23 protein-coding genes are annotated in these 22400 nt (G+C 68.2%); 13 read left to right on the top strand and 10 right to left on the bottom strand.

Annotation, left to right across the window (positions count from 1 at the left end; all coding sequences use genetic code 11):
* Nucleotides 1-347 precede the first annotated feature (347 nt).
* Together WD430_RS11070 and WD430_RS11075 are read right to left on the bottom strand one after the other, a co-directional pair.
* The gene (locus tag WD430_RS11070; protein ID WP_339102513.1) at nt 348-659 is read right to left on the bottom strand and encodes a hypothetical protein; all 312 of its coding nucleotides are present in this window, start codon (nt 657-659) and stop codon (nt 348-350) included.
* A gap of 131 nt (nt 660-790) precedes the next feature.
* Nucleotides 791-2272, bottom strand: a complete 1482-nt coding sequence (locus WD430_RS11075; RefSeq protein WP_339102514.1) for an ATP-binding protein — start codon at nt 2270-2272, stop codon at nt 791-793.
* A 126-nt stretch (nt 2273-2398) separates the two neighbouring features.
* On the opposite strand from WD430_RS11075, the gene WD430_RS11080 reads away from it, so the two are divergent.
* A complete protein-coding gene (locus WD430_RS11080) occupies nt 2399-3427 on the top strand; it encodes a hypothetical protein (protein WP_339102515.1) in 1029 nt (342 codons plus the stop codon).
* A gap of 6 nt (nt 3428-3433) precedes the next feature.
* On the opposite strand, the gene WD430_RS11085 is transcribed toward WD430_RS11080, so the two are convergent.
* Entirely contained in the window at nt 3434-4342 is a 909-nt protein-coding gene (locus WD430_RS11085) for a hypothetical protein (RefSeq protein WP_339102516.1), read from the bottom strand.
* Nucleotides 4339-5574: a PQQ-binding-like beta-propeller repeat protein gene (locus WD430_RS11090; RefSeq protein ID WP_339102517.1), complete on the bottom strand. Its 1236-nt coding sequence runs from the start codon at nt 5572-5574 to the stop codon at nt 4339-4341. The genes WD430_RS11085 and WD430_RS11090 overlap by 4 nt, the downstream gene beginning before the upstream one ends.
* Before the next feature lie 192 nt (nt 5575-5766).
* On the opposite strand from WD430_RS11090, the gene WD430_RS11095 reads away from it, so the two are divergent.
* From WD430_RS11095 to WD430_RS11105, 3 genes are all read left to right on the top strand, one after another.
* Nucleotides 5767-6090 (top strand): 30S ribosomal protein S24e, encoded by a 324-nt coding sequence (locus WD430_RS11095; RefSeq protein ID WP_339102518.1) that lies wholly within the window; start codon nt 5767-5769, stop codon nt 6088-6090.
* Nucleotides 6091-6225, top strand: a complete 135-nt coding sequence (locus WD430_RS11100; protein ID WP_126661995.1) for a 30S ribosomal protein S27ae — start codon at nt 6091-6093, stop codon at nt 6223-6225.
* A 129-nt stretch (nt 6226-6354) separates the two neighbouring features.
* Nucleotides 6355-8103, top strand: a complete 1749-nt coding sequence (locus WD430_RS11105; protein ID WP_339102519.1) for a bifunctional N(6)-L-threonylcarbamoyladenine synthase/serine/threonine protein kinase — start codon at nt 6355-6357, stop codon at nt 8101-8103.
* 60 nt (nt 8104-8163) lie between these two features.
* Here WD430_RS11105 and WD430_RS11110 read toward each other — a convergent pair whose 3' ends face one another.
* Nucleotides 8164-8385 carry a DUF2892 domain-containing protein gene (locus tag WD430_RS11110; RefSeq protein ID WP_339102520.1) on the bottom strand — a complete coding sequence of 74 codons (222 nt, stop codon included), beginning with the start codon at nt 8383-8385 and terminating at the stop codon, nt 8164-8166.
* Between the two features lie 96 nt (nt 8386-8481).
* Here WD430_RS11110 and WD430_RS11115 point away from each other — a divergent pair, with 96 nt between their 5' ends.
* From WD430_RS11115 to arsM, 6 genes are all read left to right on the top strand, one after another.
* Nucleotides 8482-9138: a helix-turn-helix domain-containing protein gene (locus tag WD430_RS11115; protein ID WP_339102521.1), complete on the top strand. Its 657-nt coding sequence runs from the start codon at nt 8482-8484 to the stop codon at nt 9136-9138.
* Between the two features lie 126 nt (nt 9139-9264).
* On the top strand, nt 9265-9549 hold the full coding sequence (locus tag WD430_RS11120) for a DUF5808 domain-containing protein (RefSeq protein WP_339102522.1): 285 nt from the start codon (nt 9265-9267) through the stop codon (nt 9547-9549).
* 134 nt (nt 9550-9683) lie between these two features.
* On the top strand, nt 9684-10610 hold the full coding sequence (locus WD430_RS11125) for a pectinesterase family protein (protein ID WP_339102523.1): 927 nt from the start codon (nt 9684-9686) through the stop codon (nt 10608-10610).
* Nucleotides 10611-10769: 159 nt separating this feature from the next.
* The gene (rdgB, locus tag WD430_RS11130; protein ID WP_339102524.1) at nt 10770-11378 is read left to right on the top strand and encodes an RdgB/HAM1 family non-canonical purine NTP pyrophosphatase; all 609 of its coding nucleotides are present in this window, start codon (nt 10770-10772) and stop codon (nt 11376-11378) included.
* 198 nt (nt 11379-11576) lie between these two features.
* A complete protein-coding gene (locus WD430_RS11135; RefSeq protein WP_339102525.1) occupies nt 11577-11966 on the top strand; it encodes a metalloregulator ArsR/SmtB family transcription factor in 390 nt (129 codons plus the stop codon).
* A gap of 28 nt (nt 11967-11994) precedes the next feature.
* Nucleotides 11995-12882, top strand: coding sequence for an arsenite methyltransferase (gene arsM, locus WD430_RS11140; RefSeq protein ID WP_339102526.1), 888 nt, complete (start codon nt 11995-11997; stop codon nt 12880-12882).
* Between the two features lie 66 nt (nt 12883-12948).
* Here the strand turns inward: arsM and WD430_RS11145 are convergent, their stop codons facing one another.
* The 5 genes from WD430_RS11145 to WD430_RS11165 all read right to left on the bottom strand — a co-directional run bounded on the left by WD430_RS11145 (nt 12949) and on the right by WD430_RS11165 (nt 17246).
* Nucleotides 12949-14073, bottom strand: a complete 1125-nt coding sequence (locus WD430_RS11145) for a guanosine monophosphate reductase (protein WP_339102527.1) — start codon at nt 14071-14073, stop codon at nt 12949-12951.
* Between the two features lie 85 nt (nt 14074-14158).
* Entirely contained in the window at nt 14159-14632 is a 474-nt protein-coding gene (locus WD430_RS11150; RefSeq protein WP_339102528.1) for a hypothetical protein, read from the bottom strand.
* Nucleotides 14625-14762, bottom strand: a complete 138-nt coding sequence (locus WD430_RS11155) for a hypothetical protein (protein WP_339102529.1) — start codon at nt 14760-14762, stop codon at nt 14625-14627. Before WD430_RS11155 ends, WD430_RS11150 begins: the two co-directional genes overlap by 8 nt.
* A gap of 237 nt (nt 14763-14999) precedes the next feature.
* The gene (locus tag WD430_RS11160; protein ID WP_339102530.1) at nt 15000-16103 is read right to left on the bottom strand and encodes a putative sulfate/molybdate transporter; all 1104 of its coding nucleotides are present in this window, start codon (nt 16101-16103) and stop codon (nt 15000-15002) included.
* 201 nt (nt 16104-16304) lie between these two features.
* Entirely contained in the window at nt 16305-17246 is a 942-nt protein-coding gene (locus tag WD430_RS11165) for a DUF1028 domain-containing protein (RefSeq protein WP_339102531.1), read from the bottom strand.
* Nucleotides 17247-17599: 353 nt separating this feature from the next.
* Here WD430_RS11165 and sepF point away from each other — a divergent pair, with 353 nt between their 5' ends.
* From sepF to WD430_RS11180, 3 genes are all read left to right on the top strand, one after another.
* Nucleotides 17600-17962 (top strand): cell division protein SepF, encoded by a 363-nt coding sequence (gene sepF / locus WD430_RS11170; protein WP_339102532.1) that lies wholly within the window; start codon nt 17600-17602, stop codon nt 17960-17962.
* Between the two features lie 519 nt (nt 17963-18481).
* Nucleotides 18482-20914, top strand: coding sequence for a rhodanese-like domain-containing protein (locus WD430_RS11175; protein ID WP_339102533.1), 2433 nt, complete (start codon nt 18482-18484; stop codon nt 20912-20914).
* Complete coding sequence (locus tag WD430_RS11180; RefSeq protein WP_339102534.1) at nt 20915-22171, top strand: Coenzyme F420 hydrogenase/dehydrogenase, beta subunit C-terminal domain; 1257 nt, start codon at nt 20915-20917, stop codon at nt 22169-22171.
* Nucleotides 22172-22400: the final 229 nt, after the last annotated feature.

The raw sequence follows: 22400 nt of genomic DNA on the forward strand, positions 1-22400 counted from the left end.
TCCGTCAGGATATCGAACCATACACTATTGAGACAATAATTACACCATAGGTCTTCTGGCTACGCGACGATGGCCAGATCCGGTTTTCGCGTCCAGTACCAGTCCTGCGGCGCCAACGTGGCTCAGCGGTGAGTCGTCGCCGCTGTACTCGAGCGCGTCATCTCACGAACCCTGAATATTCAAAACCGCTCGCCGAGCTGACTTCAGTCCCTCGTGCGCGGCAACCCTGCGACTGTACGTCCGGCGCTCAGTTCGTGAACCGAGGCCCTCGCAGCCATCGCGAACACGCTTCGAGCGTACCCGCCTCGAGAACGAGTGCCCTCGTTACTCGAGCCGCGAATCGACCCTCACTCGTCGGTTCGCGTCGCGAGCCACTGCTCGAGACGTTTCATCACGGCCGCGGCCACGACCTCGCCGATCCGCTCGGGCGCGTCGCTCAGGTCCCAGACGTACTCGCCGTCGCGGGTGACGGTCACCCACTCGACGTAGTCACCGCGGTCGAGTTCGAGCAGGAGGTCCTCGAGGACGCTCGTCTCGAGCCGACAGTCGAGGGCGTCTTCGACGCGACCGGCGAGCTGTGACGTGGTCGCGAGGACTCGACCCTCGCTCGCGGGGACGGGTCGGTCGGGAGTCGACGGGGTGGGGGGTTGGGTGGGCATGGTCGACCGACCGGTAGGAAGTCGAGTCATATTAATTCCGGTGGTACTCTCGGGCCAGTGACTATCTGTCGGAGCGATCCGAGTCGCCTGGAAGACCTGAACGCGGCCGATTCGATAGTTCCGGGCACCGATCACAGGGTCTCCATGAGAATCGGTTTCGGCCCAGTGGCGGACTCGTACGGAAAGGACAGCGTCACGACCGTGCCGCCGTCGGGTCGGTCGGCGAACCGCAGATCGCCGCCGGCGTTCTGGACGATCCAGTTGACGAGCCACAGCCCCAGTCCGGAGCCGTGCTCGAGTTGCGTTTCCGCGCCGTCGAGGACGGCCCGCCGCTCGGTTTCGGGAATGCCGTCGCCGTCGTCGGCGACCGTGAACTCGAGTCGGGTGTCGTCGCCGTAGTCGACGGTTCGGACCGCGACTTCGACGGTCGGTTCGTCGTCCGCGGCGTCCCCGTCGGCTGCCGAGTGGTGTTCGACGGCGTTATCGACGAGTTCGTTCAGGGCGTCGACGACGCTGCCGTCGACGGTCGGCGTGGTCGCCGTCGCCCCCGACTCGTCGGTCCGAGACGCGATCCGCGCGTCGGGATAAGCCGCTCGCGCGCGGTCGACGACCGATCGAACCGCCGCCGTGGCGTCGATCAGATCGGCGTCTCCGTTTCGCTCGAGCGTTCGCTCGACGCCGCGGGCCTTGTCGGCCGTCTCGATCAGGTCGGTGGTCTCCTCGCGGATCGGCCTGACGTGCTCGCGCTCGAGCGACGGCGCCTTCTCGCTGATGAGGCCGGCGTGGCCCTCGATGACGGTCGCGGCGTTCCGGAGGTTGTGCCGGAGGACGCGGTTGAGCACCTGAATCCGTTGCTCCCGGTCTCGCTGCTCGGTGATGTCGCGAGCGACGACGACGTACCCGCGCTCGAGGGCGCTGACCGTCACGTCCTGCGGGAACGTCGTCCCGTCGGTTCGCTGGCCGATCAGCGTTCCCCGCCAGTAGTTTCGCTCGGCGAGCGCCGGTCGCACTTCGCGTTCGATCGTCGCCCGCGCGGCGTTCGCGTACCGTCCCGCCCACTCGGTTCCCTCGAGCGTCGCCGCGTCGGGAACGTCGTAGAGGGTCGCGTAGGCGTCGTTGACGTACGCGTGTTCGTCGTCGACGACGACGGCGATCCCGTCCATCGAGGCGTCGACGGCCCGCGAGAGGCGCTCGCTCTCGCGGTAGTAGTGGGCGAACTCGACGTACGTGTAGCCGAGGAGGCCACCGAACGCCATGCCGGTGCTCAACGCGCTGATCACCGGCTGGGTGAGTCCGGCGGAAAAGTTCATCCTGATCGAGAGCAGGTAGATACACCAGGCACAGAAGAGCGCGACCATCGCGCCGCAGGTGACCGAGCCGACGGTGACGATGTCCGCTCGCCGCGTCGTCTCCTCGTGGTCCCGCGTCCGAACGCCGTACCAGACGTGACCGACTCCGATTCCCGTGGGGATCCCCATTTCGAGGACGAGCAAGGCGACGGACCCGCCGAAGGTCACGACGTATGCGCCGACTATCGCGAGCAGTCCGAGTCCGACGATCGAAACCGAGTGCTCCCGAACGGACGTCGACGTGCGGCGAGCACTGGTGGGCATCGTCGGAACAGTACGTGATGGGAAGACGACGATGATAAATCAATTGGCAATTCCACCGACACCTCGGTCGGCGAGTCCGCTCGCCGGCCCCGACTTGTTTGGTGATAGAAGCCGTCTGCGATCGACATGACGACTCTCTACGCGGCGATGCGGGACCGCCTCCGCTGCTACGCGAGCGACGACGCCGACGCGGGCGGGATGAGCCACGCGAGCACTCGACTCGAGGGACACGCCATCGAGTGTCTCGCCGCCTCGCGGGCGGCCCCGGAGCGGGTCTTCGTCGGCACCTTCGAGGACGGTCTGTACCGTTCCCGCGGTCGAGACGCGGCGCCGGGCGAACGGGAGTTCGAACGCCTCGAGACCGAGTTCGTCAGCGAGGCCATCACGGCGCTGGCGGTCAGCCCGCACGATCCGAACGTGGTCTACGCCGGAACCGAACCGAGCCGCGTCTACCGCTCGCTCGACGGCGGCGACACCTGGACGCGCCTCGAGGGGCTGACCGACCTCCCGTCGGCCGACGAGTGGGCCTTCCCGCCGCGACCCCACACCCACCACGTCCGCTGGCTCGAGGTCGACCCGTTCGATCCCGACCGGCTCTACGTCGGCATCGAAGCGGGCGCGTTCGTCCTGAGTCCCGACGGCGGCGAGACGTGGCGCGAGCGCCCCGAGGGCTCGCGCCGGGACAACCACACGCTCGCGACCCACGCCGACCGCGAGGGCCGGATCTACACCGCCGCCGGCGACGGCTACGCGGTGAGCGACGACGGCGGCGACTCCTGGCGGCGCCCCCAGGACGGCCTCGAGCACACCTACTGCTGGGGGCTGGCCGTCGATCCCGCCGATCCGGACGCGGTCATCGTCTCGAGCGCCAGCGGCGCCCGGACGGCCCACACGGCCGAGCGGGCCGACTCCCACGTCTACCGTCGCGTCGGCGACGAGTCTTGGGAGCGACTCGAGGACCGGGGGCTCCCGACGGGCGAGGGCGTCGTTCGCGCCGTCTTCGAGACGACCGGCGAGGACGGGGTCGTCTACGCGCTGAACAATTGGGGACTGTTCCGCAGCGAGGACTTCGGCGACTCCTGGGCGGGGATCGATACTGATTGGGCGGTAGGCCTCGAGACGCAGGCGCCGCGCGGACTGGTCGCACTCCCCTGAGCCGTCTCAGCCGTCACTCGCCACGCTTCCGTCGCTGCGTTCTCGGACGACGGCGACCGTGACGGCGTGAACCGACGCGACGAGGGCGCTACTCAGCACGGTCCCGGCGTACGGAAGCGGAACGAGCGTGAGGAGCCACGCCGCGAGCCCGAAGGCGAGTACGAGCGCGGCGATCGACCAGCCCGAGCCGCGGGTGACACGGGCGCTTCGACGGAGCGCCGCGACCGGTCCCGCGCCGGTGACGACGAACGCGGGCGCGGCGAACAGGCGTACCATCGCGGCGAAGACCAAGACGAGCAGCGGAATCCCGAGGACCAGTCCGAGTTCCCCGAGCGAACCGAGCAGTCGCCCCGCCGCGGAGAAGAGGACGACGAGACCGAAATACGCGGGCACTCGTCGAATCGAGTGCGATTCGGTTTCCGCGTCGGCGACCCCGGCCCCCTCCTCGAGGGCTCGAGCGATCGTGATCGACCCGGCGACCGCGACGACCAGGAGGGCGACCGCTTCGAGTCCGATCCCCCACGCGAGGTAGGGGAGTTTCAGGTCGACGAGGGCCTCGAGCGAGCGCGTCGTCTCCGGGACGCCGGTCGGGTAGCCGTCGAACTCGACGCTGATCGTGAAGCCGACACTGTCGTCGAGCGACAGCGTTGGAAGCGGATCGTGTCGGCGAACCCAATCGACGATCGCGAGGAGGACGCCGGCGACGGCGAACGGCAGGAGCAGCGATGGATCGCGTCGGATCCGCGTCGCCGCCGAGAGCGGTGACGACGGCTCGTTCCTCCGGGCGGCGGTTCGGCCATCGGTACCGTCGTCGCGGCTCGAGACCGAATTTCGAATCGGATCTGACGCGTCGTTCGACGGCGATCCCGTCCCCCGATTCGCCGACCCGGATCCCGAACCCGGTTCGCCCGTCACGCCGATCCCTCCAGCGCGAGGAGCCGATCGCCGTCGACGGCGTACAGGACGCCGTCGCCGACCGCCGGCGGTGAGAACGTCCACTCCGATTCGTACGCGAACAGCTCGTCGCCCGTCTCTGCATCGAACGCGATGATTTCGGCCCCGTTCGTGACGTAGACGACGCCGTCGGCGACGACCGGCGTCGTCGGGGTGGCGAACGATACCGACCACTCCTCGTCGCCCGTCTCGAGGTCGAGCGCGTGTAGCGACTGGTTACTGTCCGCGACGAAGACCGTTCCGTCGGCGACGGCGGCGGCGCCCTCGGTCGCGTTCCCCTCGAGGTCGCGCTTCCAGCGGACGTCGCTCCCGTCGGCCTCGTACGTCGTGACGCCCGACCGCGTCAGAACGACGACAGCGCCGTCGGTCGCCGTCGGCGCGAGGACCATCTGCTCGTCGAGTTCGTCGCGCCACTCCTCGTCGCCCGTCTCGGCGTCGAACGCGCGGAGTTGGTGGGGCCAGGCAGTGACGAAAACGGTCCCGTCTCTCACTGCCGGTCGGCGCAGTGCCTCGCTGGCGATGTCGCTGTACTCGACGGTTCGTCGCCACCGTTCGCGACCGCTGTCGGCCTCGAGCGCGACGACGTCGGACGTCTCCGGAACGACGCTGTACACCGTCCCGTCGACCGTGACGGGCGGCGGGGCCTCCGTCGGACCGAAGAAATCGAATCCCGATTCACCGACCGGCGACTTCCACCGTTCGTCTCCGACCCGCCGTCCGAACAGTTTCAGGCCACCGCCGGCGTTCAGGCCGACGATCTCACCTGGCGCGGCGACCGCCAACGTATCCGTTCGGTAGATCGAGGACGGTACGTGGGCTGGGCTCGAGAACCTGTGGGCGTCACCGTAGGAGAACCGAACGTCGCCGGTCGTGGCGTCGAAAGCGACGAGTTCCTCGGTGCTGGCATATACGGTTCCGTCGGCGAGAATCGGCGGCCCCATGCCGAATCCACCCGTTCTATCGAAGGTCCCTTCCCACGCGATTCGCGGCTCGCCTTTCGGCCCCGACGCGTCGGGATTGAAGCCGGTCCCGGCGGCGTCGTAGCGCGCCATCGGCCAGTCGACCTCAGCGGATTCGGCGGCGGACGCGATGCCGATACTCGTCCGTAGCCCGTCGTCGAGAACACTTTCACTACCGGTGATTCCAACGGCGCCGACTCCGACGCCGGCGAGCAGTCGTCGTCTGGAGGGCATCGTTCGATCCGTCACGCGTCGAACGTGTAAGTACTTTCATCTCTTCGGACTGGATTCAACCCTGGTGTAGCGGACCTCGCGAGGGTCGACGGAATCGTTCGATCGCGAATCGTCCCGTCGGTCGGCAACGGTGGGGTGCTTCGAAATCCTTTTAGTCGCGACACGGGGATAGTAGGGTAACTGAGTGATATCATGGACGTCGACATCATCTCCGAAACGGAGAATCCCATGTTGCATCGAACCGACGTGACCTTCGAACTCTCCCACGAGGACGCGACGCCGGAGCGTCTGCAGGTCCGAGACAGTCTCGCGGCCAAACTGAACAAGGACGCCGACGAGGTCGTCGTCCGCAAACTCGACACGAAGTTCGGGATGCGAAAGACCGTCGGCGAGGCCAAGGTCTACGACACGGCCGACGACGCCCGCGACGTCGAGCAGGACCACATGCTCGAGCGAAACAAGATCGGCGCCGAGGACGCCGAGGCCGAGGCGGACGCCGAAGCGGAGGAAGCATAAATGCCACGACACGAACTCTACGACGACGACGGCAGCACCGAGCGCGAACAGTGCCCCCGCTGCGGGGACGCCTTCCTCGCCGACCACGGTGACCGCCAGCACTGCGGCAAGTGCGGCTACACCGAGTGGGAGTAGCGATGCGCCGAGCGGAGCGAGGGGCATCGATTACGCGCACGGGGAACGAAGTGACCCGTGGGCGATAACGCGCTCGAGCGTTCTTCCACGTCCCGCGCCGTGACCGAGAGAGCGCAGTAATCCAGACACGTGAGTTCTACCACCCGCATTCTCGGGATCGAAGGCACCGCCTGGGCGGCCAGCGCGGCGGTGTACGATTCCGCGACCGACGACGTCGTCATCGAGAGCGACGCCTACCAGCCCGACAGCGGCGGCATCCACCCCCGCGAGGCCGCCGAACACATGCACGACGCGATTCCCCGCGTCGTCGAGACCGCTCTCGAGCGCGCCCGCGAGACCCACGACGGGCCCGCCGACGCGGCCCCGGTGGACGCGGTCGCCTTTTCCCGGGGTCCCGGTCTCGGCCCCTGTCTACGGATCGTCGGCACGGCCGCCCGCGCGCTGAGTCAGGCCCTCGAGGTGCCCCTCGTCGGCGTCAACCACATGGTCGCCCACCTCGAGATCGGTCGCCATACCGCCGACTTCGACTCGCCGGTCTGTCTCAACGCCAGCGGCGCGAACGCCCACCTGCTGGCCTACCGCAACGGCCGCTACCGCGTGCTCGGCGAGACGATGGACACGGGCGTCGGCAACGCCATCGACAAGTTCACGCGCCACGTCGGCTGGTCCCACCCCGGCGGCCCGAAGGTCGAGGCGGCCGCCGAGGACGGCGAGTACGTCGACCTCCCGTACGTCGTCAAGGGAATGGACTTCTCGTTTTCGGGGATCATGAGCGCCGCGAAGCAGCGGTACGACGACGGCGTTCCGATCGAGGACATCTGCTTCTCGCTCCAGGAGAACGTCTTCGGGATGCTCACCGAAGTGGCCGAACGCGCCCTCTCGCTGACCGGCAGCGACGAACTCGTGCTGGGCGGCGGCGTCGGACAGAACGAGCGCTTACGCGAGATGCTCCGGGAGATGTGCGACCAGCGCGGCGCCGAGTTCCACGCGCCGGAACCCCGATTCCTGCGCGATAACGCGGGGATGATCGCCGTCCTCGGCGCGAAGATGTACGACGTCGGCGATACCCTTGCGATCGAGGACTCTCGAGTCGATCCGAACTATCGGCCGGATCAAGTGCCCGTCACGTGGCGGCGCGACGAACCCGAACTCGCGGCCGGTCGAGGAGCGGACGGCAGCGAGACGCAGGTCCGCGGCGCCGAAGCGCTCGTCGACCTCGAGCCCGAGCGCGGCCGCGTCGCGAAACGCCGCGAGTCGAAGACCTACCGCCATCCCGAACTCGACGACCGGCTCCGACGCGAGCGGACGACCCTCGAGGCCCGCTTGACCAGCCTCGCGCGCCGCGAGGGGGTGCCGACGCCAGTGCTCTCGGACGTCGATCCCCGCGAGGCCGTATTGGAACTCGAGTACGTCGGCGAGACGGACCTCCGCGACGGGCTGACCGCCGAGCGGGTCCGCGAGGTCGGTCGCCACCTCGCGCGACTGCATCGGGCCGGGTTCGTCCACGGCGATCCGACGACGCGGAACGTCCGCGTCGGTGGCGCGGGACGCGCCGCGTCGCGGAGTGAACGAACGGCCGACGACCGTGACCGGCCCGACGGCTCCCGGAACGCGCGGGCGACCGACGGCCGCGATCAGGCGGGCGACCACGTATACCTCATCGACTTCGGCCTCGGCTACCACACCGACCACGTCGAGGACTACGCGATGGACATTCACGTCTTCGACCAGAGCCTCGTCGGCACCGCAGACGACCCCGAACCGCTCCGCGCGGCGCTGCGGGAGGGCTACCGTGAAGCCGGCGAGGAGCGTGTGCTCGAGCGCCTGCGGGACGTCGAGGGTCGCGGTCGGTACGTCAGCGACGATACTCGAGAATAGGTCGCCTCGAGGGCGTCGGTCGACGATTCTCAGCCCACTGATTCGATAGTCGAGTCGCCGCTACTCCACGGCACAGGAGTCCCCGGTCGTATCGACCCCGAGCAGGTAGTTCCCGCCGCAGAACCCCGTCCAGACGTTCTGGAGGAGTCCCAGTCCGGCGATGCCCGCTATCGCGGCGCGCTCGCGTTTGTCGTCCTGGTAGGCCGCCGCGGCTATCACGACGAGCCAGATGCCGAGTACTCCGCGGACGATGCGATCGTATCCACCGACGTTTCGCTGCATACGCGATCGTACGGGCGGCCGAGTGGAAACCGTGTGGCCGAATATCTCGCACGCATTTATGACGGCCCCCGTCGACTAGCCGACAGCAACCGACCGATGAAACGCGTTCGAATCACCTTGGATCCCGCCGGGGACTACGCGCCGCCGCTGTACCGTCGGTTCGCGGGCGGGGCACCGTCGCTGGATCGGGTCCACATCATCAACTGGAACGTCGCGGCGCCGCCGACGGCGTTCCTGCTCAGACTCCGCGGCGACTACCGCCGGTTCGAGGCCGAACTGGAAGCCAGCGAGAACGCCGACGAGTACGAGATCCTGCCGATCACCGACCGGGAGTGTCACTGCTTCCTCGAGGGGGAGGTGGCCGACGCCGCGCGGCTGCTGTTCGAGAACTTCACGCGGGGGAGCCTGATCACCGTCCCGCCGATCGTGTGCAACGACGACGGGACCAACACGTTCTCGATCATCGGGACGGACGCCGACATCCAGAACGCGGTCGAGGGCGTCCCCGACGGCGTCGGCGTCACCGTCGAGGCGGTCGGCGGGGAGACCGTCGCCCCGAAGAGCGCGGTCGGACGGCTCTCCGAGCGCCAGCTCGAGGCCGTCGAGGCCGCCCTCGAGATCGGCTACTACGGCGTTCCCCGCGAGGCGACGACGGCCGACGTCGCCGACGAACTCGACTGCGCGACCGCGACGGCCGCGGAACACCTCCAGAAGGCCGAGTCGAAGCTGATCGGGGCGTTACTCGAGCGGTAGGGCGGCGGCTCTCATCCCCGCGGAACCGCGATACGGGGCTGCGCTCTCGAGGCCGCGCGGCCGTTCGATTCCGCTGACGGAGAGGATCACCAAATACTCTTATCAGGTGAGGCCGTACCTTCCCGTATGGCAGACAAACCGACTTCCGGAGAGATTCTCGGCGTACCGTACAACTTCGATCGACCCAGCCTCGGACGGATGATCTCCTCGTACTGGCAGCCCGGCGAGGGGATGCTCGTCGAGAAGCCCTTCGGCGTCGGCTACACCCTGAACCTCGCCAACTGGCGGTCGTGGATCGTCGTCCTCGTCGCCGGCGCGCTCCTCTGGCAGCAAGAGCAGAGCGACTCCGGCGCCGACGAGGACCGCCAGGACGACCCCGTCGAGGTCATCGTCGACGACCAGGACGAGTAGGCGCGTCCCCGTTTTTCGCCCGGCTCGAATCCTCGGAGTTCGCACCTCGAGCGCCGGCTGTCGGAATCGCACCTCGAGAGCGCTCCCGTCGAACCGAATCGTTATCCCGGGCGGCGTCGCAACATGGCGCCACTATGCAGGCCGAGACCTCCGATTTCGTGGTCGCGCGAGACGGGAGCGGCGATTTCGAGTCCGTTCAGGCCGCGATCGACGCCGTTCCGGACTTCCGGGACGCGGAGACGACGATCTTCCTCGAGTCCGGGACCTACGAGGAGAAACTGGTGGTGCCGACCTCCAAGACGAACGTGACCCTCGTCGGCGAGGACCCCGCGGAGACGGTCCTGACCTACGACGACTACAACGGGAAGGCGAACCGCTTCGGCGAGGAGATGGGGACGACCGAGTCCTCGAGTTGCTTCCTGTTCGGCGACGACTTCACGGCGCGGGGGCTGACGTTTCAGAACACGGCGGGCGCCGTGGGACAGGCCGTGGCCGCCCGGGTCGACGGCGATCGCGCCGTCTTCGAGAACTGCCGATTCCTCGGCCACCAGGACACCCTCTACACTCACGGCGAGGACAGCCGTCAGTACTACCGCGACTGCTATATCGAAGGGCGGGTCGACTTCGTCTTCGGCTGGTCGACGGCCGTCTTCGAGGACTGTGAGATCTTCTGTACCGGCGACGAGGGATACGTCACCGCCGCCTCGACGACCGAGGACACCGACTACGGCTACCTCTTCCGGGACTGCGAGATCACGGGCGACGCGCCAGCGGACTCCTTCTACCTGGGGCGGCCCTGGCGGCCCTACGCCCAGACGGTGTTCGCACACTGCTACCTCGGCGAGCACGTCCGGCCCGAGGGGTGGCACAACTGGCGGGACCCCGACAAGGAGGAGACCGCCTTCTACGCCGAGTACGAGAACGAGGGCCCCGGCTTTACGCCCGACGAGCGCGTCGACTGGGCCCACCAGCTGACCGACGAGGCGGCCGCCGAGTACACCCTCGAGACCGTCCTCGACGGCTGGGATCCCCTCGAGCGGCTCGTAGACGCCGACGACTGATCGCCGGCCGCCAGCCGTCGATCGCCGATCGGTACGTACTGAGCCTCGAGCCATCAGCGGCCGACGTCACCGCTGACACTTCCGAAAGGCGGAGACGACGACCGACGTCGGCGCGACGCAACCGACGACGCTTTGCCGTCGCCGCCACGTCGCTCGCACATGGCCATTCGATTCGTCACCGGCAACGAGGGGAAGGTTCGCGAGGCGCGGGACTACCTCGCGGACCTCGAGCCAGTCGAACAGATCGACTACGACTACACCGAGGTCCAGAGCGACTCGCTCGCCGAGATCGCGGCCCACGGCGCCCGCGAGGCCTTCGTGGAACTGGGGAGCGACGAACCGGTCCTCGTCGACGACGCGGGACTGTTCGTCGACGCGCTCGAGGGATTCCCGGGCCCGTACTCCGCGTACGTGGAGGACACCGTCGGCGTCGAACGGCTCTGGCAACTCGCGAGCGAAGAGGAGAATCGACGCGCTCGGTTCAAGACGGTGCTCGCGTACGCCGACGGCGAGGTGCCACGCACCTCGGACGAGACGGCGAGCGAAGCGGATAGCGGTTCGCGAGCCGTCAGAGTCGAGACCTTCGAGGGCTCGGTCGCCGGAACGCTCGTCGCGCCGCGCGGCGAGGGTGGGTTCGGCTACGATCCGATCTTCGAGTACAACGGGCAGACGATGGCCGAGATGAGCACCGAGGAGAAAAACGCGATCTCCCATCGCGGCCGCGCGCTGGCCGAGTTCGCGGAGTGGTACGCCGGACGCGACCAGTGAGACGATAGATCGACTTTTTCCGATTCGCTCTCGACGACCTGACACCAATCTGCCGAACCCTCGAATTCGACTGTTTCTCGATATTCGGTGCTAGACCTTTATATTGTCGCGGAATGATGGGTATCGTAGACGAGAGTGCGATCGAGAAATCGCTCTCGAGAGCGTCCTCTCGTCCAAAACAGATCGAGAAAACGCAATATGAGTTCGGACGATGACGCGATCGAGGCGGCCTGCCGGAGCCTCGAGGCCGTATGCGACGACGTCGAGGAGACCGTTGACGCCTTGACGGAGCAGCGGCCGGCCGAAGACAGGGTCGCGACGCAAGCGGCGGTGTTCGGCGCGCTCGCGAACGAACACCGAGTACGGATCCTCGAGGCGCTCCGGGACGGCGAGCTGTGCGCCTGCGAACTGCAGGTCGTCCTCGAGGCGCCCCAGTCGACGGTCGCGACCCACCTCCGGCGGCTCCGGGAAGCGGGGCTGATCAAGGGCCGGAAGAAGGGGAAGTGGACCTACTACCGGATCGCCGACACGGCGGCGCTCGAGTTGCTCGATATCGGCGCCGCCGTCGACGTTCCAGAGACCGACTGACTGCCGACCGATACGAACCGAGACAACCATGACAGGAAACGATACCACCACCGACGACGCGACCGACACGCCGCGCGATCAGCGAACGCACGTCCGCGAGCGGTACGCCGAGGTCGCGTCCGTCGACGGCGACTGTTGCGACGCCTCGACGACCGACGCCGGCTGCTGTGACGACCCCGCGGCCGACGACGACACCGAAACGGAGTGCTGTGACACCTCGGAAACCGACAGCGGCTGCTGTGACGCTTCGAACGGCGAGTTCGACCTCGAGGACGATCCGTCTCGGGCGCTGTCGCTCGGCTACGAGCCGGCCGACCTCGAGGCCGCCCCCGAGGAGTCGAACCTCGGGCTCGGCTGTGGCAATCCCGTTGCGATCTCGAACCTCGAGGCCGGCGAGACGGTCCTCGATCTCGGCTCCGGGGGCGGGTTCGACTGCTTCCTCGCGGCTCGCGAGGTGGGCCCCTCGGGACGAGTCATCGGCGTCGATATGACGCCGGAGATGCTCGAGCGCGCTCGCGAGAACGCGGCCGAGGGCGAGTTCGAGAACGTCGAGTTCCGACTGGGCGAGATCGAACACCTTCCAGTCGCCGACGCGACCGTCGATACGATCGTCTCGAACTGCGTCGTCAACCTCTCGCCGGACAAGGGCCAGGTGTTCGCGGAGGCGTACAGAGTCCTTCGGCCCGGCGGCACGCTCGCGATTTCGGACCTCGTCGCGACCGAGCCGCTACCGCGAGAGATCCGCGAGAATCCCGACGCCGTCGACGCCTGCGTCGGCGGGGCCGCGACGGTCGACGAACTGGAACCGCTGCTCGACGACGCCGGCTTCGTCGACGGCTCCATCACCCTCGAGGGCGAGTGGACCGCGGACCTGCCGGTCGCGTCCGCTCGGATCGAAGCGAGAAAACCCGTCTGAGTCGCGATCGAAGGTTTTCGCTCGAGTTCGAATTCGAAAGCAGGGACGAACTTCGATCGACGGCCGTCAGTCGTCGCCTTCCGCGGTCGCGTTCGCGCTCCCGTCCTCGGACCCCGAACCGCCGCCGGCCTTCGCCGTGCTGTCGACGTTGACGCCCTCCCAGTCGTGATCCGAGTGGTAGCCCTCGCGCTCCTTCGCGCTGGCCGCGACGCGGATGAACTCGGCCTTCTCGCGGGCGTCGGGGATCGTGTGGCCGCCGCAGTATGAGAGCCCGGACTGGATGCCGGCACAGAACTCCTCGACGACGTCGGCGACCGGTCCCTTGTAGGGGGTCAGCGCCTCGACGCCCTCGTCGGCCCGGACGTCCTCCTCCTTGTCGTCGCGCTTCTCCGCGGCGGTCGTCGTCGCCATCCCGCGGGAGCGCTTGTACCGCGTGCCGTCGACCTCGACGACCGCGCCGGGCGCCTCCTCGGTGCCAGCGAAGAGGCTGCCCATCATCACGGTGTCGGCGCCGGCCATCAGCGCCTTCACCGCGTCGCCGGACGTCCGGATGCCGCCGTCGGCGCAGACGGTGACCTCGAGGGCCTCGGCCGCCTCCGCGCAGTCGTCGACGGCGGTCAGCTGCGGGACGCCGGCGCCGGCGACCTTTCGCGTGGTGCAGTGGGAGCCGGGCCCGATACCGACCTTCACGCAGTCGGCGCCGGCGGCCGCGAGGTCCTCGACGCCCTCGGGCGTCGCGACGTTGCCCGCGACGAGATCCGTCTCGGGGAACTCCTCGCGAAGCCGTTCGACGGCCTCGATGGTCCGTTCCATGTGGCCGTGGGCGACGTCGACGACGAGCGCGTCGACGCCGGCCTCGACCAGCGCGGCGCTGCGACCGACGTAGTCCTCGTCGATTCCGACGGCGGCGCCCACTCGCTCGTCGGCGTCGTTCACGCGTTCGACCTGCTCGGCCTGTTCCGCCGGCGTGAGGAATCGGTGGAGGACGCCGAACCCGCCGGCGCGCGAGAGCGCGATCGCCAGTTCGGCCTCCGTGACGGTGTCCATCGCGGCCGACACCAGCGGCGTCTCGAGTTCGACGGAGGGCGTGAGGTTCGTCGAGAGATCCACGTCGCTGCGGCTGTCGACTGGCGAGCGGTTCGGAACGAGGAGGACGTCCCCGTAACTCAGTCCGGTGCGAAGATCGTTCATTGACCCCTCATCACTCACTGCTGTGACCGGATAAACGTCTCGGCTCGGAACGGCCCGCGTCGCGGTCGTCTCCCCGCGTCCGTTCCTACTCGCGAGGGTCTCGATCCGGACCGGGGTAGTCGCCGCCCTCGACGGCCTCGTAGAGGCTCTCGGGATCGAACAGCCGCGCGAACGCGTCCGGCGGGCGGACGCTGACCGAGACGCGGGGCTGCAGGGAGAGACCTGCCTTCGCCGATCCCAGTCCCTCGTCGTACGAGAGCAGGTGCGCGGCCTGTCCGCGGTAGGCCGAGGCGAGCGCCGGGTGGTCGTCCGCCGGCTGGTCGACGGCGACGCGCTCGGCCTCGAGTCGCCCCCGATGGGCCGCCGCGAGGTCGGAAGCGGCCAGCGCCGCTACGAGCCGCTCGGTGCGCTCGAGCAGCGGGTCGCTCGCGACGAGTTCGACCCAGGAGTGGCGACGGACGTGATCGAGGGCCTCCCGGGCGTCGCCGCCGACGAGCAGGTCGGCCGCGAGCACTTCGGGAGCCGCGACGACGCGGGCCGGATTCGGCCGCTCAGGCATCGTCGTCGGCCTCCGTCCCCGAGTTCGGCTCCGCCTCGGTCGACGGCTCGTCGGCCGTCGCTCGAACGGCCTCGAGCGTCACGTCGTAGTCCGCGCCCCGATCGAAGAGTTCGGCCCAGCTCGCTGGCATCGGCGCTCCTTCGCAGTCCGGAGAGAAAAGCCCCGCGTCTCTCGACTTACGCGAATTTGATATCGCTGTATGAGATTTATCACATCAAATCGACCCGTCGACGGATACGGCCGGCAGTTGCCGTTACAGTGCTCGAAGGAGGGTTTTCGATCCGATTTCGCCTGCAATCGCCGTGCTACTGTCGAAACCGAACGCGCACCTGAGAAGAAACGTCTCCACCCAGCGATCGATCGTTCACTACTCCGCTTCAGAGAGCGCCCAGAACAGAACGCCCCCGAGGACGAACGCGACGCCGACGTTGACGGCGAGGCCCGCGACGCCGACGCCCAGCACGAACGCGAGCGAGCGGCGGCCGGAGACCGGTTCGAACGCCGCCCGAGCCAACTCGAGCGAGACGACGACGAGCAACACGCCGAGTACTGCCAGCGGGAACGCGGCCAGCAGCGCGCCGGTGGCCACGAGCGCCAGCGCGAGGTAGCCGATCCCGAGCAGGACGTTCGCACCCCCGGTGCGAGCGCCGAAGGCGTACTTCCCCGCGAGCCCGCCGCTGCCGTGGCACATCGGCACGCCGCCCAGCGGAATCGCCGCGAGGCAGGTCACGCCCATGCTCGTCGAGAGCGCGTCTGGCGAAACATCGCGGTCGTAGAGGTCGCCACAGAGCAGCGCGGTCGCGATCGCCGCGTTCCCGACGGTCATCCCCAACTGTGCGACGGTCCCCTCGAGTGCGGCGGTCGACAGCGTCGGCGCGCCCGCCGGGAAGACGGCGAGCGCGGGCACCCGCGGCGTCGGGAGCCCCGTCGCCGCGACGGCGGCGAGGGCGCCGAGTCCGAGAACGACCAGGACGCTGGCTTGCCGGTAGCCGACCAGCGATAACAGGCCGACGACGGCTATCCCGCCTATCGCGACCGGGAGGTTTCCCGCCGAGAGATCGACGGCCGCCTCGAGCAGGAGCAAGGCGACGGCGAACTGGACGCCGCGAATCACGGGTTCGCCGACGACCCGCTGGAGTCGGCCGACGAGTCCGAGCCGTCCCACGAGCAGTAACGCGCCGCCCGCGACGAGGCCGGCGGCGGCGAGTTCCGAATAGGAGAGCGCGCCGACGATCGCCAGCCCGATCAGGGCCTTCATCGGCTCGACCGACAGCGGCATCCCGTAGTGGAGGCCCCAGACGATCTGGAAGACGCCGAAGCCGACCAGTACGTGGGGCAGGGAGACGCTCGTCGTTGCCGCGAGGGCGACCAGCAGTGGCAACACCGTAACCGAATCCCCTAGCGCGCCTGTCAGCTCGCTCGTCGAGAACTCGAGTACGGAGTCGGCCCCAGACCTGAACGAGTACGCCATCTACACCCGCTACAGTCGGAATCCATTTGAGGTTTGCCGATAACCAGTCACCGTTTCATGACGATACCTGCGCTAGGTAATCCCGTTACAGCTTCGAATCGTGGCCGTAGCGACTCGTTCTCTCGATCTCGGACGCCACGCGACGCTCGCTTTCTCGAGTCATAAATTGAAATGCGCTATACGGAACGGGAACGGTCGTCGTCAGGGCTCCTCGTCTTCGACGGACTCGAGCGAGTCCGCCTCGACGGCGTCGCTGTACCGTTCTAACGTGGCTTCGTAGCCGGCCATCGCGAGGTCGTACGTCTCGCGCAGGTCGGCGATAGGCGTCTCGCTCGCGTCGATCCGCAGGTCGTTGTACGACGGTTCCCACTCGTGGCGTTCGGTCGTCTCGACGGCGACCGCCGCGCTCTGGACCGACAATCCCTCGCGCTTGTCGCCGCCCTCGATGTCGCCCGCCGCGAGAGCGTCGATCAGTCGCTTCGCGAACGGGTCGGTTTCCGCGTCCGCTCGCACCGCGTTCGGTCCCGTCGCGGGATCGGTCGTCTCGTGGACGGCGTTAGCCGCGTAGTTGGCCGCGGCCGCCTCGAGGACGTCCTCGCCGGTCAGCATGTTGCCGGCGACGGTGAACTCGTCGCGCTCGAGGTGGCCCGACTGCTCGACACACTCCGCGCCCGTGAAGGCGAACGATCCCTCGCGGTCGACGCCGTGGAGCTGGCGGTGTGGCGCCCCGTCGTCGGCGTTGAGCAGCGCCTCGAGGACGTCCTCGCCGGTCAGCATGTTGCCGGCGACGGTGAACTCGTCGCGCTCGAGGTGGCCCGACTGCTCGACACACTCCGCGCCCGTGAAGGCGAACGATCCCTCGCGGTCGACGCCGTGGAGCTGGCGGTGTGGCGCCCCGTCGTCGGCGTTGAGCAGCGCCTCGAGGGCGTCCTCGATCGCGAGCCCGTCCTCGACGTACGCGAGCCCGCGCTCGCCGAGTTCGACGTTGACCAGACTCTGGGTCGCGACGGCGCCGCGGTCGCTGACGAACGGACAGAGCGTACCGACGCCGGGGAGACGGGTGGTCACGGCGACGCCGAATCGGTGGTGGCTGTCGCCGTCCGGAGTCTCGTAGGTCTCGTGAGCGCAGATGCTGAAGGTCACGCTTCGTGGATCACCGGTCGCGAACAAAAATCACGCGCCGGTCTCGGTGTGCGGTGGTCGACGCCGTTCGTCTCGGTCGGTTTCGCCCGTCGGACGAGTGGTCGACGGTGTGAGTGCTACCTGACACGGTTCGAGCGTCGCGCTGCTCCCGTACGATTTCCGAACCGGAACGGGTTGGGAACGTTCTCGATCGTCCGTCAGTCCGGTCTCGAGGAAGACCGAAACTCGGAGTTCGGGACGGAACCGGCCGGTTACTCCTCGAGTTTCGCGAACCCATCACTGGGCCGATTCATTCGAGATCGTGACTGTGTCTGACGTAAGAACTATACTGGCGGCGGCGGTGGGTTACGCCAATGGGACTTATGAGCAAAATCCTCGGCGGCGGCCAGTCTCGAACGGCCGAGGACTACGTCGAACTGGATCTCGACGACGCGTCGGCGAGTTCGGCCGAAGCGGCCATGCAGGTACACATCGCCGAAGTCAACGACCAGGCCGACGCGATCGACATCAAAGACGCCGTCTACGACGGCGACATCGTCATCGCCGACATCACGCGTCTGCGGACCTCGGACAGCACCGTCGAACACATCGTCGACGAACTCCGGCAGGTCGCCCAGGAGGTCGACGGCGACATCGTCCGGAAGGGCGACGATCAGATCATCATCACGCCGACCGGCGTCCACATCAGCCGCGAGAAACTGGGCCAGCGGGCCTGATCCGGTCGCCACCGAATTTTCTGTGACTCCGTCTCGTTCGAGGGAGGACGGACTCTCGCGCCGATTCGCCGTCTGGAGATCGTAGCCGTCCGACCATCGCTCGGTAGTGTCCATTGGTACCGCGTATCGCGGTACCGACCTGTGATCCGGCGATGTTATCCGGGTTTTGTTGCCGACTCCGGTGACGAACCCGGCGCGTAGTGACCGTCCGTCTCGAGTCCCCTGTAATCGATCCCGTCGCTGCGGTCGAATAAAGGCCGGGCATACGATGGGTAACGGAGCTGTCACGAGTGGCGACGCGTCGCTGCCGTGGTTGCGGAGCCGCGGTACGGCTTACCCTGAGACGTAGTTGAAAGGGGATCTCGAGCCAATCCGTGGCCACAGCATGAGCACGCGACTACCGAACCCACCCGGTCCGGGACGGGGCCCGGACTCGAGGCGGCGCGATCGAAGACGTCGCCCGCCGGCTGCGTCGGACGGACGACCGAAGCGACGAGCGGACGCCGGAGGTGTGCGGCCGTGAGCGACGCGCCGCGCGTCGTCTCGCCGTCGTGGCTCGAGGCCCACCGTGAGTCGGTGACGGTCGTCGACGTCCGCGAGCAGCGCGATTACGAGGAACTGGGACGCGTTCCGGGCGCGGTCAACGTCCCAGCCGAGGCGTTCCGCGACCCGAGTAGCGTAGCCGAGGGGAAACTCCCCGGTGCGGAGGCCTTCGCCGACCGCATGAGCGAGGCGGGGATCGAGTGCGGTGACGCCGTCGTCGCCGTCGACGACGAGCGCGGTGTCGACGCGGCCCGGTTCCTGCTGACCGCCGCCGTCTACGGCCACGAGGGGGATCTCTACCTGCTCGACGGCGGTCTCGAGGCGTGGCTCGAGGAGACCGAAGCCGACCTCGAGACGACCGACTCCGAATCGGAATCGAAGGCGGGGTCGGAGCCGACGCCGCCGACGACGTACGAGGCCGTCAGACGGGACGACGCACCGATCGTCGACCGCGAGGGCGTCGAATCGGCCGTCGAGGGCGACGCCGTCGTCGTCGACACCCGGACGGCGGCCGAGTACGACCAGTCACACATCCCGGGTGCGGTGCAACTCGGCTGGGAGACCCTGCTCGAGGACGACACCGGCCGACTGAAGCCCGAGGACGAACTCGAGGCGTTGCTCGCCGATCGGGGCATCGAGCCGGACGAACGGATCGTCCTCTACTGTAACACCGCGCGCAGGCTGAGCCACACCTACGTCGTCCTCCGCCATCTCGGCTACGAGGCCGTCGAGTTCTACGAGGGGAGTCTGACCGACTGGGTGCGCGCGGAGGCCCCCGAGTGGGACCCCGTCGACCTCAAGCGGCAGGTCCGCGCCTACGCCGACGCGGGCGGATTCGATGCGATGGTCGAGGAGCTCGGCGAGGACGTCCTCGGCCGGCTGAAGCTGATCGGCCTCTACCACCAGAAACAGCGGGGCTACTTCATGCTCCGCACGCGGGCGCCCGGCGGGATCCTCACCGCCGAACAGGCCCGCGTGATCGGCGAGGTCGCCGACGAGTTCGCCCGCGCGCCCGAGGCGTACGGCGGGCCGGATCAGAACCCCGTCTTCGGGGACGGCTATCTCGACGCGACCACGCGACAGGACATCCAGATGCACTGGATTCGGATCGAAGACATCGACGAGATCTGGGACCGCTACGAGGCGGTCGGCCTCGAGACGATGCAGGCCTGTGGCAACTCGGTGCGCAACGTCGTCGGCTGTCCCGCCGCGGGGATCGATTCCGGCGAGACGATCGACGTCCGGCCGACCGTCGAGCGCGTCAGCGAGCGGTTCTTGGGGGACCACCACTACGCTAACCTCCCGCGGAAGTTCAAGGTCAGCGTCACCGGCTGTCACGAGGACTGCGCCCGATCGGGAATCCAGGATCTGGGGCTGACACCGGCCGTGAAAGACGGCAAGGACGGTTTCGCCGCCCGCGTCGGTGGCGGCCTTTCGGACGGGCCGCGCGTCGCCAGCGACATCGATCTCTTCGTCGAACCCGAGCAGGTCGACGACCTCGTGGCCGCGATGGCCGACCTGTTCATGGACCGAGGTAGCTACCTCGACACCGCCGTCAACCGCCTGCGCTTCCTCGTCGAGGAGCTCGGCCCCGAGCGATTCAGGGAGGAACTCGAGTCCTACGCCGACTTCGCGTTCGAGTCGCCCGACGAGGCGCTGACGACCGACTATCGGGGCGACCACGTCGGCGTCCACGAGCAGGACGACGGCCGCTCCTACGTGGGACTGAACGTCCCGACGGGTCGACTGGGCGGCGACGAGTTGGCGGAACTGGCGCGACTCGCCGACGACCTCGGCGACGGCGAACTCCGGCTGACGCCCAACCAGAACGTGCTCGTCCCCCACCTCGCGGACGACGCGCTCGAGGCGTTTCTCGACCGGCCGGTCGTCGAGCGCTACAGCCCCGATCCCGGTCCCTTCACGCGCGGAATCGTCACCTGCACGGGACGGGAGTTCTGCAACTACGGGATCATCGAGACGAAGAACCGCGCGATCAGGTGGGCCCGCGAGCTCGACGACTGGGCCGAGGAGACCGGTATCGCGGACGACCACGACGCGATCCGCGTTCATATGTCCGGTTGTTCGGCCTCCTGCGCCCAGCCCCAACTCGGCGACTTCGGCCTCCGCGGCGAGGTGTATCGGGACGACTACGAGTCCGGCCGCGCGGCCGACCTCGGGCTGGGCGGCGACCTCGGGAGCGACGAGTTCATCGACTGGTTGGTCGGCAAGATCCCGATCGACGACGTTCCGGGCGTGATCCGGGAGACGATGCTCGCCTACGAGCGCGACCGCGAGGACGGCGAATCGTTCGCCGACTGGACCGACCGAAAGTCCGACGCGGAACTGCGCGAGCTCGTCGCGGGGCGTCCGACGACCGAGCCGCCCGCGATCGGCACGGAGGTGAGCTGAATGTCCGCGGACAACCAGCCGTCGGTGCCCGAGCCGAACTCCCGAGCCGAGCCGAAGGGCGTCGGTGGAGATCCGCGCGAACTGAACGACGACGTGACGGAGCCGCCGGGGAAGATCTGGTTCCGCGACTTAGACGAGGCGGTGATCGAGGCCGATCGCTGTATCCAGTGTGCCTCCTGTGTCGCGGCCTGTCCCTCCGACTCGATCGGGATCGACGAGGAGGAACAGCGACCGACGCTGGTCAAGATGTGCACCGGCTGTTCGCGCTGCTGGGACTTCTGTCCCCGCAGCGGCCTCCGCTACGAGCGCCACCTCGAGCTGACCGCCGAGGAGCGCGCCCTCGACGACCCCGAGACGTACGCCGCGCGAGCGAGCGGCGACGCCGCGGCGGCCGGGCAGGACGGCGGCGCCGTAACGGCCCTGCTGGCCGAACTGATCGAATCCGGCGAACTCGACGGCGCCGTCGTCGCCAGGGAGAGCGACGCGGACCCGCTGCGCGGCGAGCCCTTCCTCGCGACCTCCCGCGAGGACCTGCTCGAGGCCGGCGGCAGCATCTACAATCAGACGATGGGACTCGGCCGAATCGACGACCTGCTGGCCGACGAGGGGCTCGATCCGGCCGAGACGGACCTCGCGCTCGTCGGCCCGCCCTGCGTGATTCAGGGTGCGACCGCGCTCGACCGGTACGACCACGAGCCGGCCGACCCGATCGCGCTGACGGTCGCGCTGATGTGTACGCGTAGCTTCGAGCACGGGCGGCTGGTCTCTCACCTCGAGCGCTTCGACGTCGACCCCGAACGGGTCGACAAACTCGATATCGCCGAGGGCGTGCTCCGCGCCTCCGACGACGACGGGGAGACGCTGCTCGAGGCCGACGTCGACGAGTTCGGCGCCGCGGGCCTGCGCGGCTGTGAGGAGTGTGCGGACTTCGTCGGCGCCGCGGCAGACATCAGCGCCGGCAACGTCGGAACGGAAGACCGCGAAACGACGGTCGTCGTCCGCACAGAGACCGGTCGAGCGGCCTGGACGGCGGCGGCCGACGGCCTCGAGGTGACCGAAATCGACCGGCCGGAGACGCTCGAGCGACTCGCCGACTGGAATCGGCGCCGCGCGGAGTCGACCCTCCCGCGGGAGTACGATCCCGAGGAATCGATCGGTATCACCTACGAGGACCACCGCGAGGCCTACGACGGCACCGATCGGGAGCCACAGCCGCTGAACCCGGCTCGAGTCCACCAGTACGAGGAGTGGTGTTGAGTTCGAGCGACCGGTCCAACGCTCTGTGGCAGCTGACCGGTTCGATTCTCCGTTTCGGCCGACCGAGCGGCAACCGCGGCCGGGTGGGACTGAAAGGGGCGACCCGCTGGCGCTTGCGTCAGCGGGTCGGGGCTTTCGGGCGGGACTGAAAGGGGCTGCGCCGCTCGCCGACTGGACGAGCGGCGCAGGGGCTTTCAGGTGTTTTCATCCGGCGGGAATTCCGGTGGCG

It is taken from the genome of Haloterrigena sp. KLK7 (assembly GCF_037914945.1).
Lineage (GTDB): Archaea > Halobacteriota > Halobacteria > Halobacteriales > Natrialbaceae > Haloterrigena > Haloterrigena salinisoli.

What these genes read in the sequence shown, in the direction of transcription:
- WD430_RS11110 (WP_339102520.1), bottom strand. Translation starts at nt 8,385, where the DNA reads ATGCAGCGAAACGTCGGTGGATACGATCGCATCGTCCGCGGAGTACTC.
- WD430_RS11155 (WP_339102529.1), bottom strand. Translation starts at nt 14,762, where the DNA reads ATGCCAGCGAGCTGGGCCGAACTCTTCGATCGGGGCGCGGACTACGAC.
- WD430_RS11135 (WP_339102525.1), top strand. Translation starts at nt 11,577, where the DNA reads ATGAGTTCGGACGATGACGCGATCGAGGCGGCCTGCCGGAGCCTCGAG.
- WD430_RS11120 (WP_339102522.1), top strand. Translation starts at nt 9,265, where the DNA reads ATGGCAGACAAACCGACTTCCGGAGAGATTCTCGGCGTACCGTACAAC.
- WD430_RS11095 (WP_339102518.1), top strand. Translation starts at nt 5,767, where the DNA reads ATGGACGTCGACATCATCTCCGAAACGGAGAATCCCATGTTGCATCGA.
- WD430_RS11150 (WP_339102528.1), bottom strand. Translation starts at nt 14,632, where the DNA reads ATGCCTGAGCGGCCGAATCCGGCCCGCGTCGTCGCGGCTCCCGAAGTG.
- WD430_RS11180 (WP_339102534.1), top strand. Translation starts at nt 20,915, where the DNA reads ATGTCCGCGGACAACCAGCCGTCGGTGCCCGAGCCGAACTCCCGAGCC.
- WD430_RS11075 (WP_339102514.1), bottom strand. Translation starts at nt 2,272, where the DNA reads ATGCCCACCAGTGCTCGCCGCACGTCGACGTCCGTTCGGGAGCACTCG.
- WD430_RS11125 (WP_339102523.1), top strand. Translation starts at nt 9,684, where the DNA reads ATGCAGGCCGAGACCTCCGATTTCGTGGTCGCGCGAGACGGGAGCGGC.
- WD430_RS11100 (WP_126661995.1), top strand. Translation starts at nt 6,091, where the DNA reads ATGCCACGACACGAACTCTACGACGACGACGGCAGCACCGAGCGCGAA.
- rdgB (WP_339102524.1), top strand. Translation starts at nt 10,770, where the DNA reads ATGGCCATTCGATTCGTCACCGGCAACGAGGGGAAGGTTCGCGAGGCG.
- WD430_RS11160 (WP_339102530.1), bottom strand. Translation starts at nt 16,103, where the DNA reads ATGGCGTACTCGTTCAGGTCTGGGGCCGACTCCGTACTCGAGTTCTCG.
- WD430_RS11115 (WP_339102521.1), top strand. Translation starts at nt 8,482, where the DNA reads ATGAAACGCGTTCGAATCACCTTGGATCCCGCCGGGGACTACGCGCCG.
- WD430_RS11090 (WP_339102517.1), bottom strand. Translation starts at nt 5,574, where the DNA reads ATGCCCTCCAGACGACGACTGCTCGCCGGCGTCGGAGTCGGCGCCGTT.
- WD430_RS11145 (WP_339102527.1), bottom strand. Translation starts at nt 14,073, where the DNA reads ATGAACGATCTTCGCACCGGACTGAGTTACGGGGACGTCCTCCTCGTT.
- WD430_RS11070 (WP_339102513.1), bottom strand. Translation starts at nt 659, where the DNA reads ATGCCCACCCAACCCCCCACCCCGTCGACTCCCGACCGACCCGTCCCC.
- WD430_RS11080 (WP_339102515.1), top strand. Translation starts at nt 2,399, where the DNA reads ATGACGACTCTCTACGCGGCGATGCGGGACCGCCTCCGCTGCTACGCG.
- sepF (WP_339102532.1), top strand. Translation starts at nt 17,600, where the DNA reads ATGGGACTTATGAGCAAAATCCTCGGCGGCGGCCAGTCTCGAACGGCC.
- arsM (WP_339102526.1), top strand. Translation starts at nt 11,995, where the DNA reads ATGACAGGAAACGATACCACCACCGACGACGCGACCGACACGCCGCGC.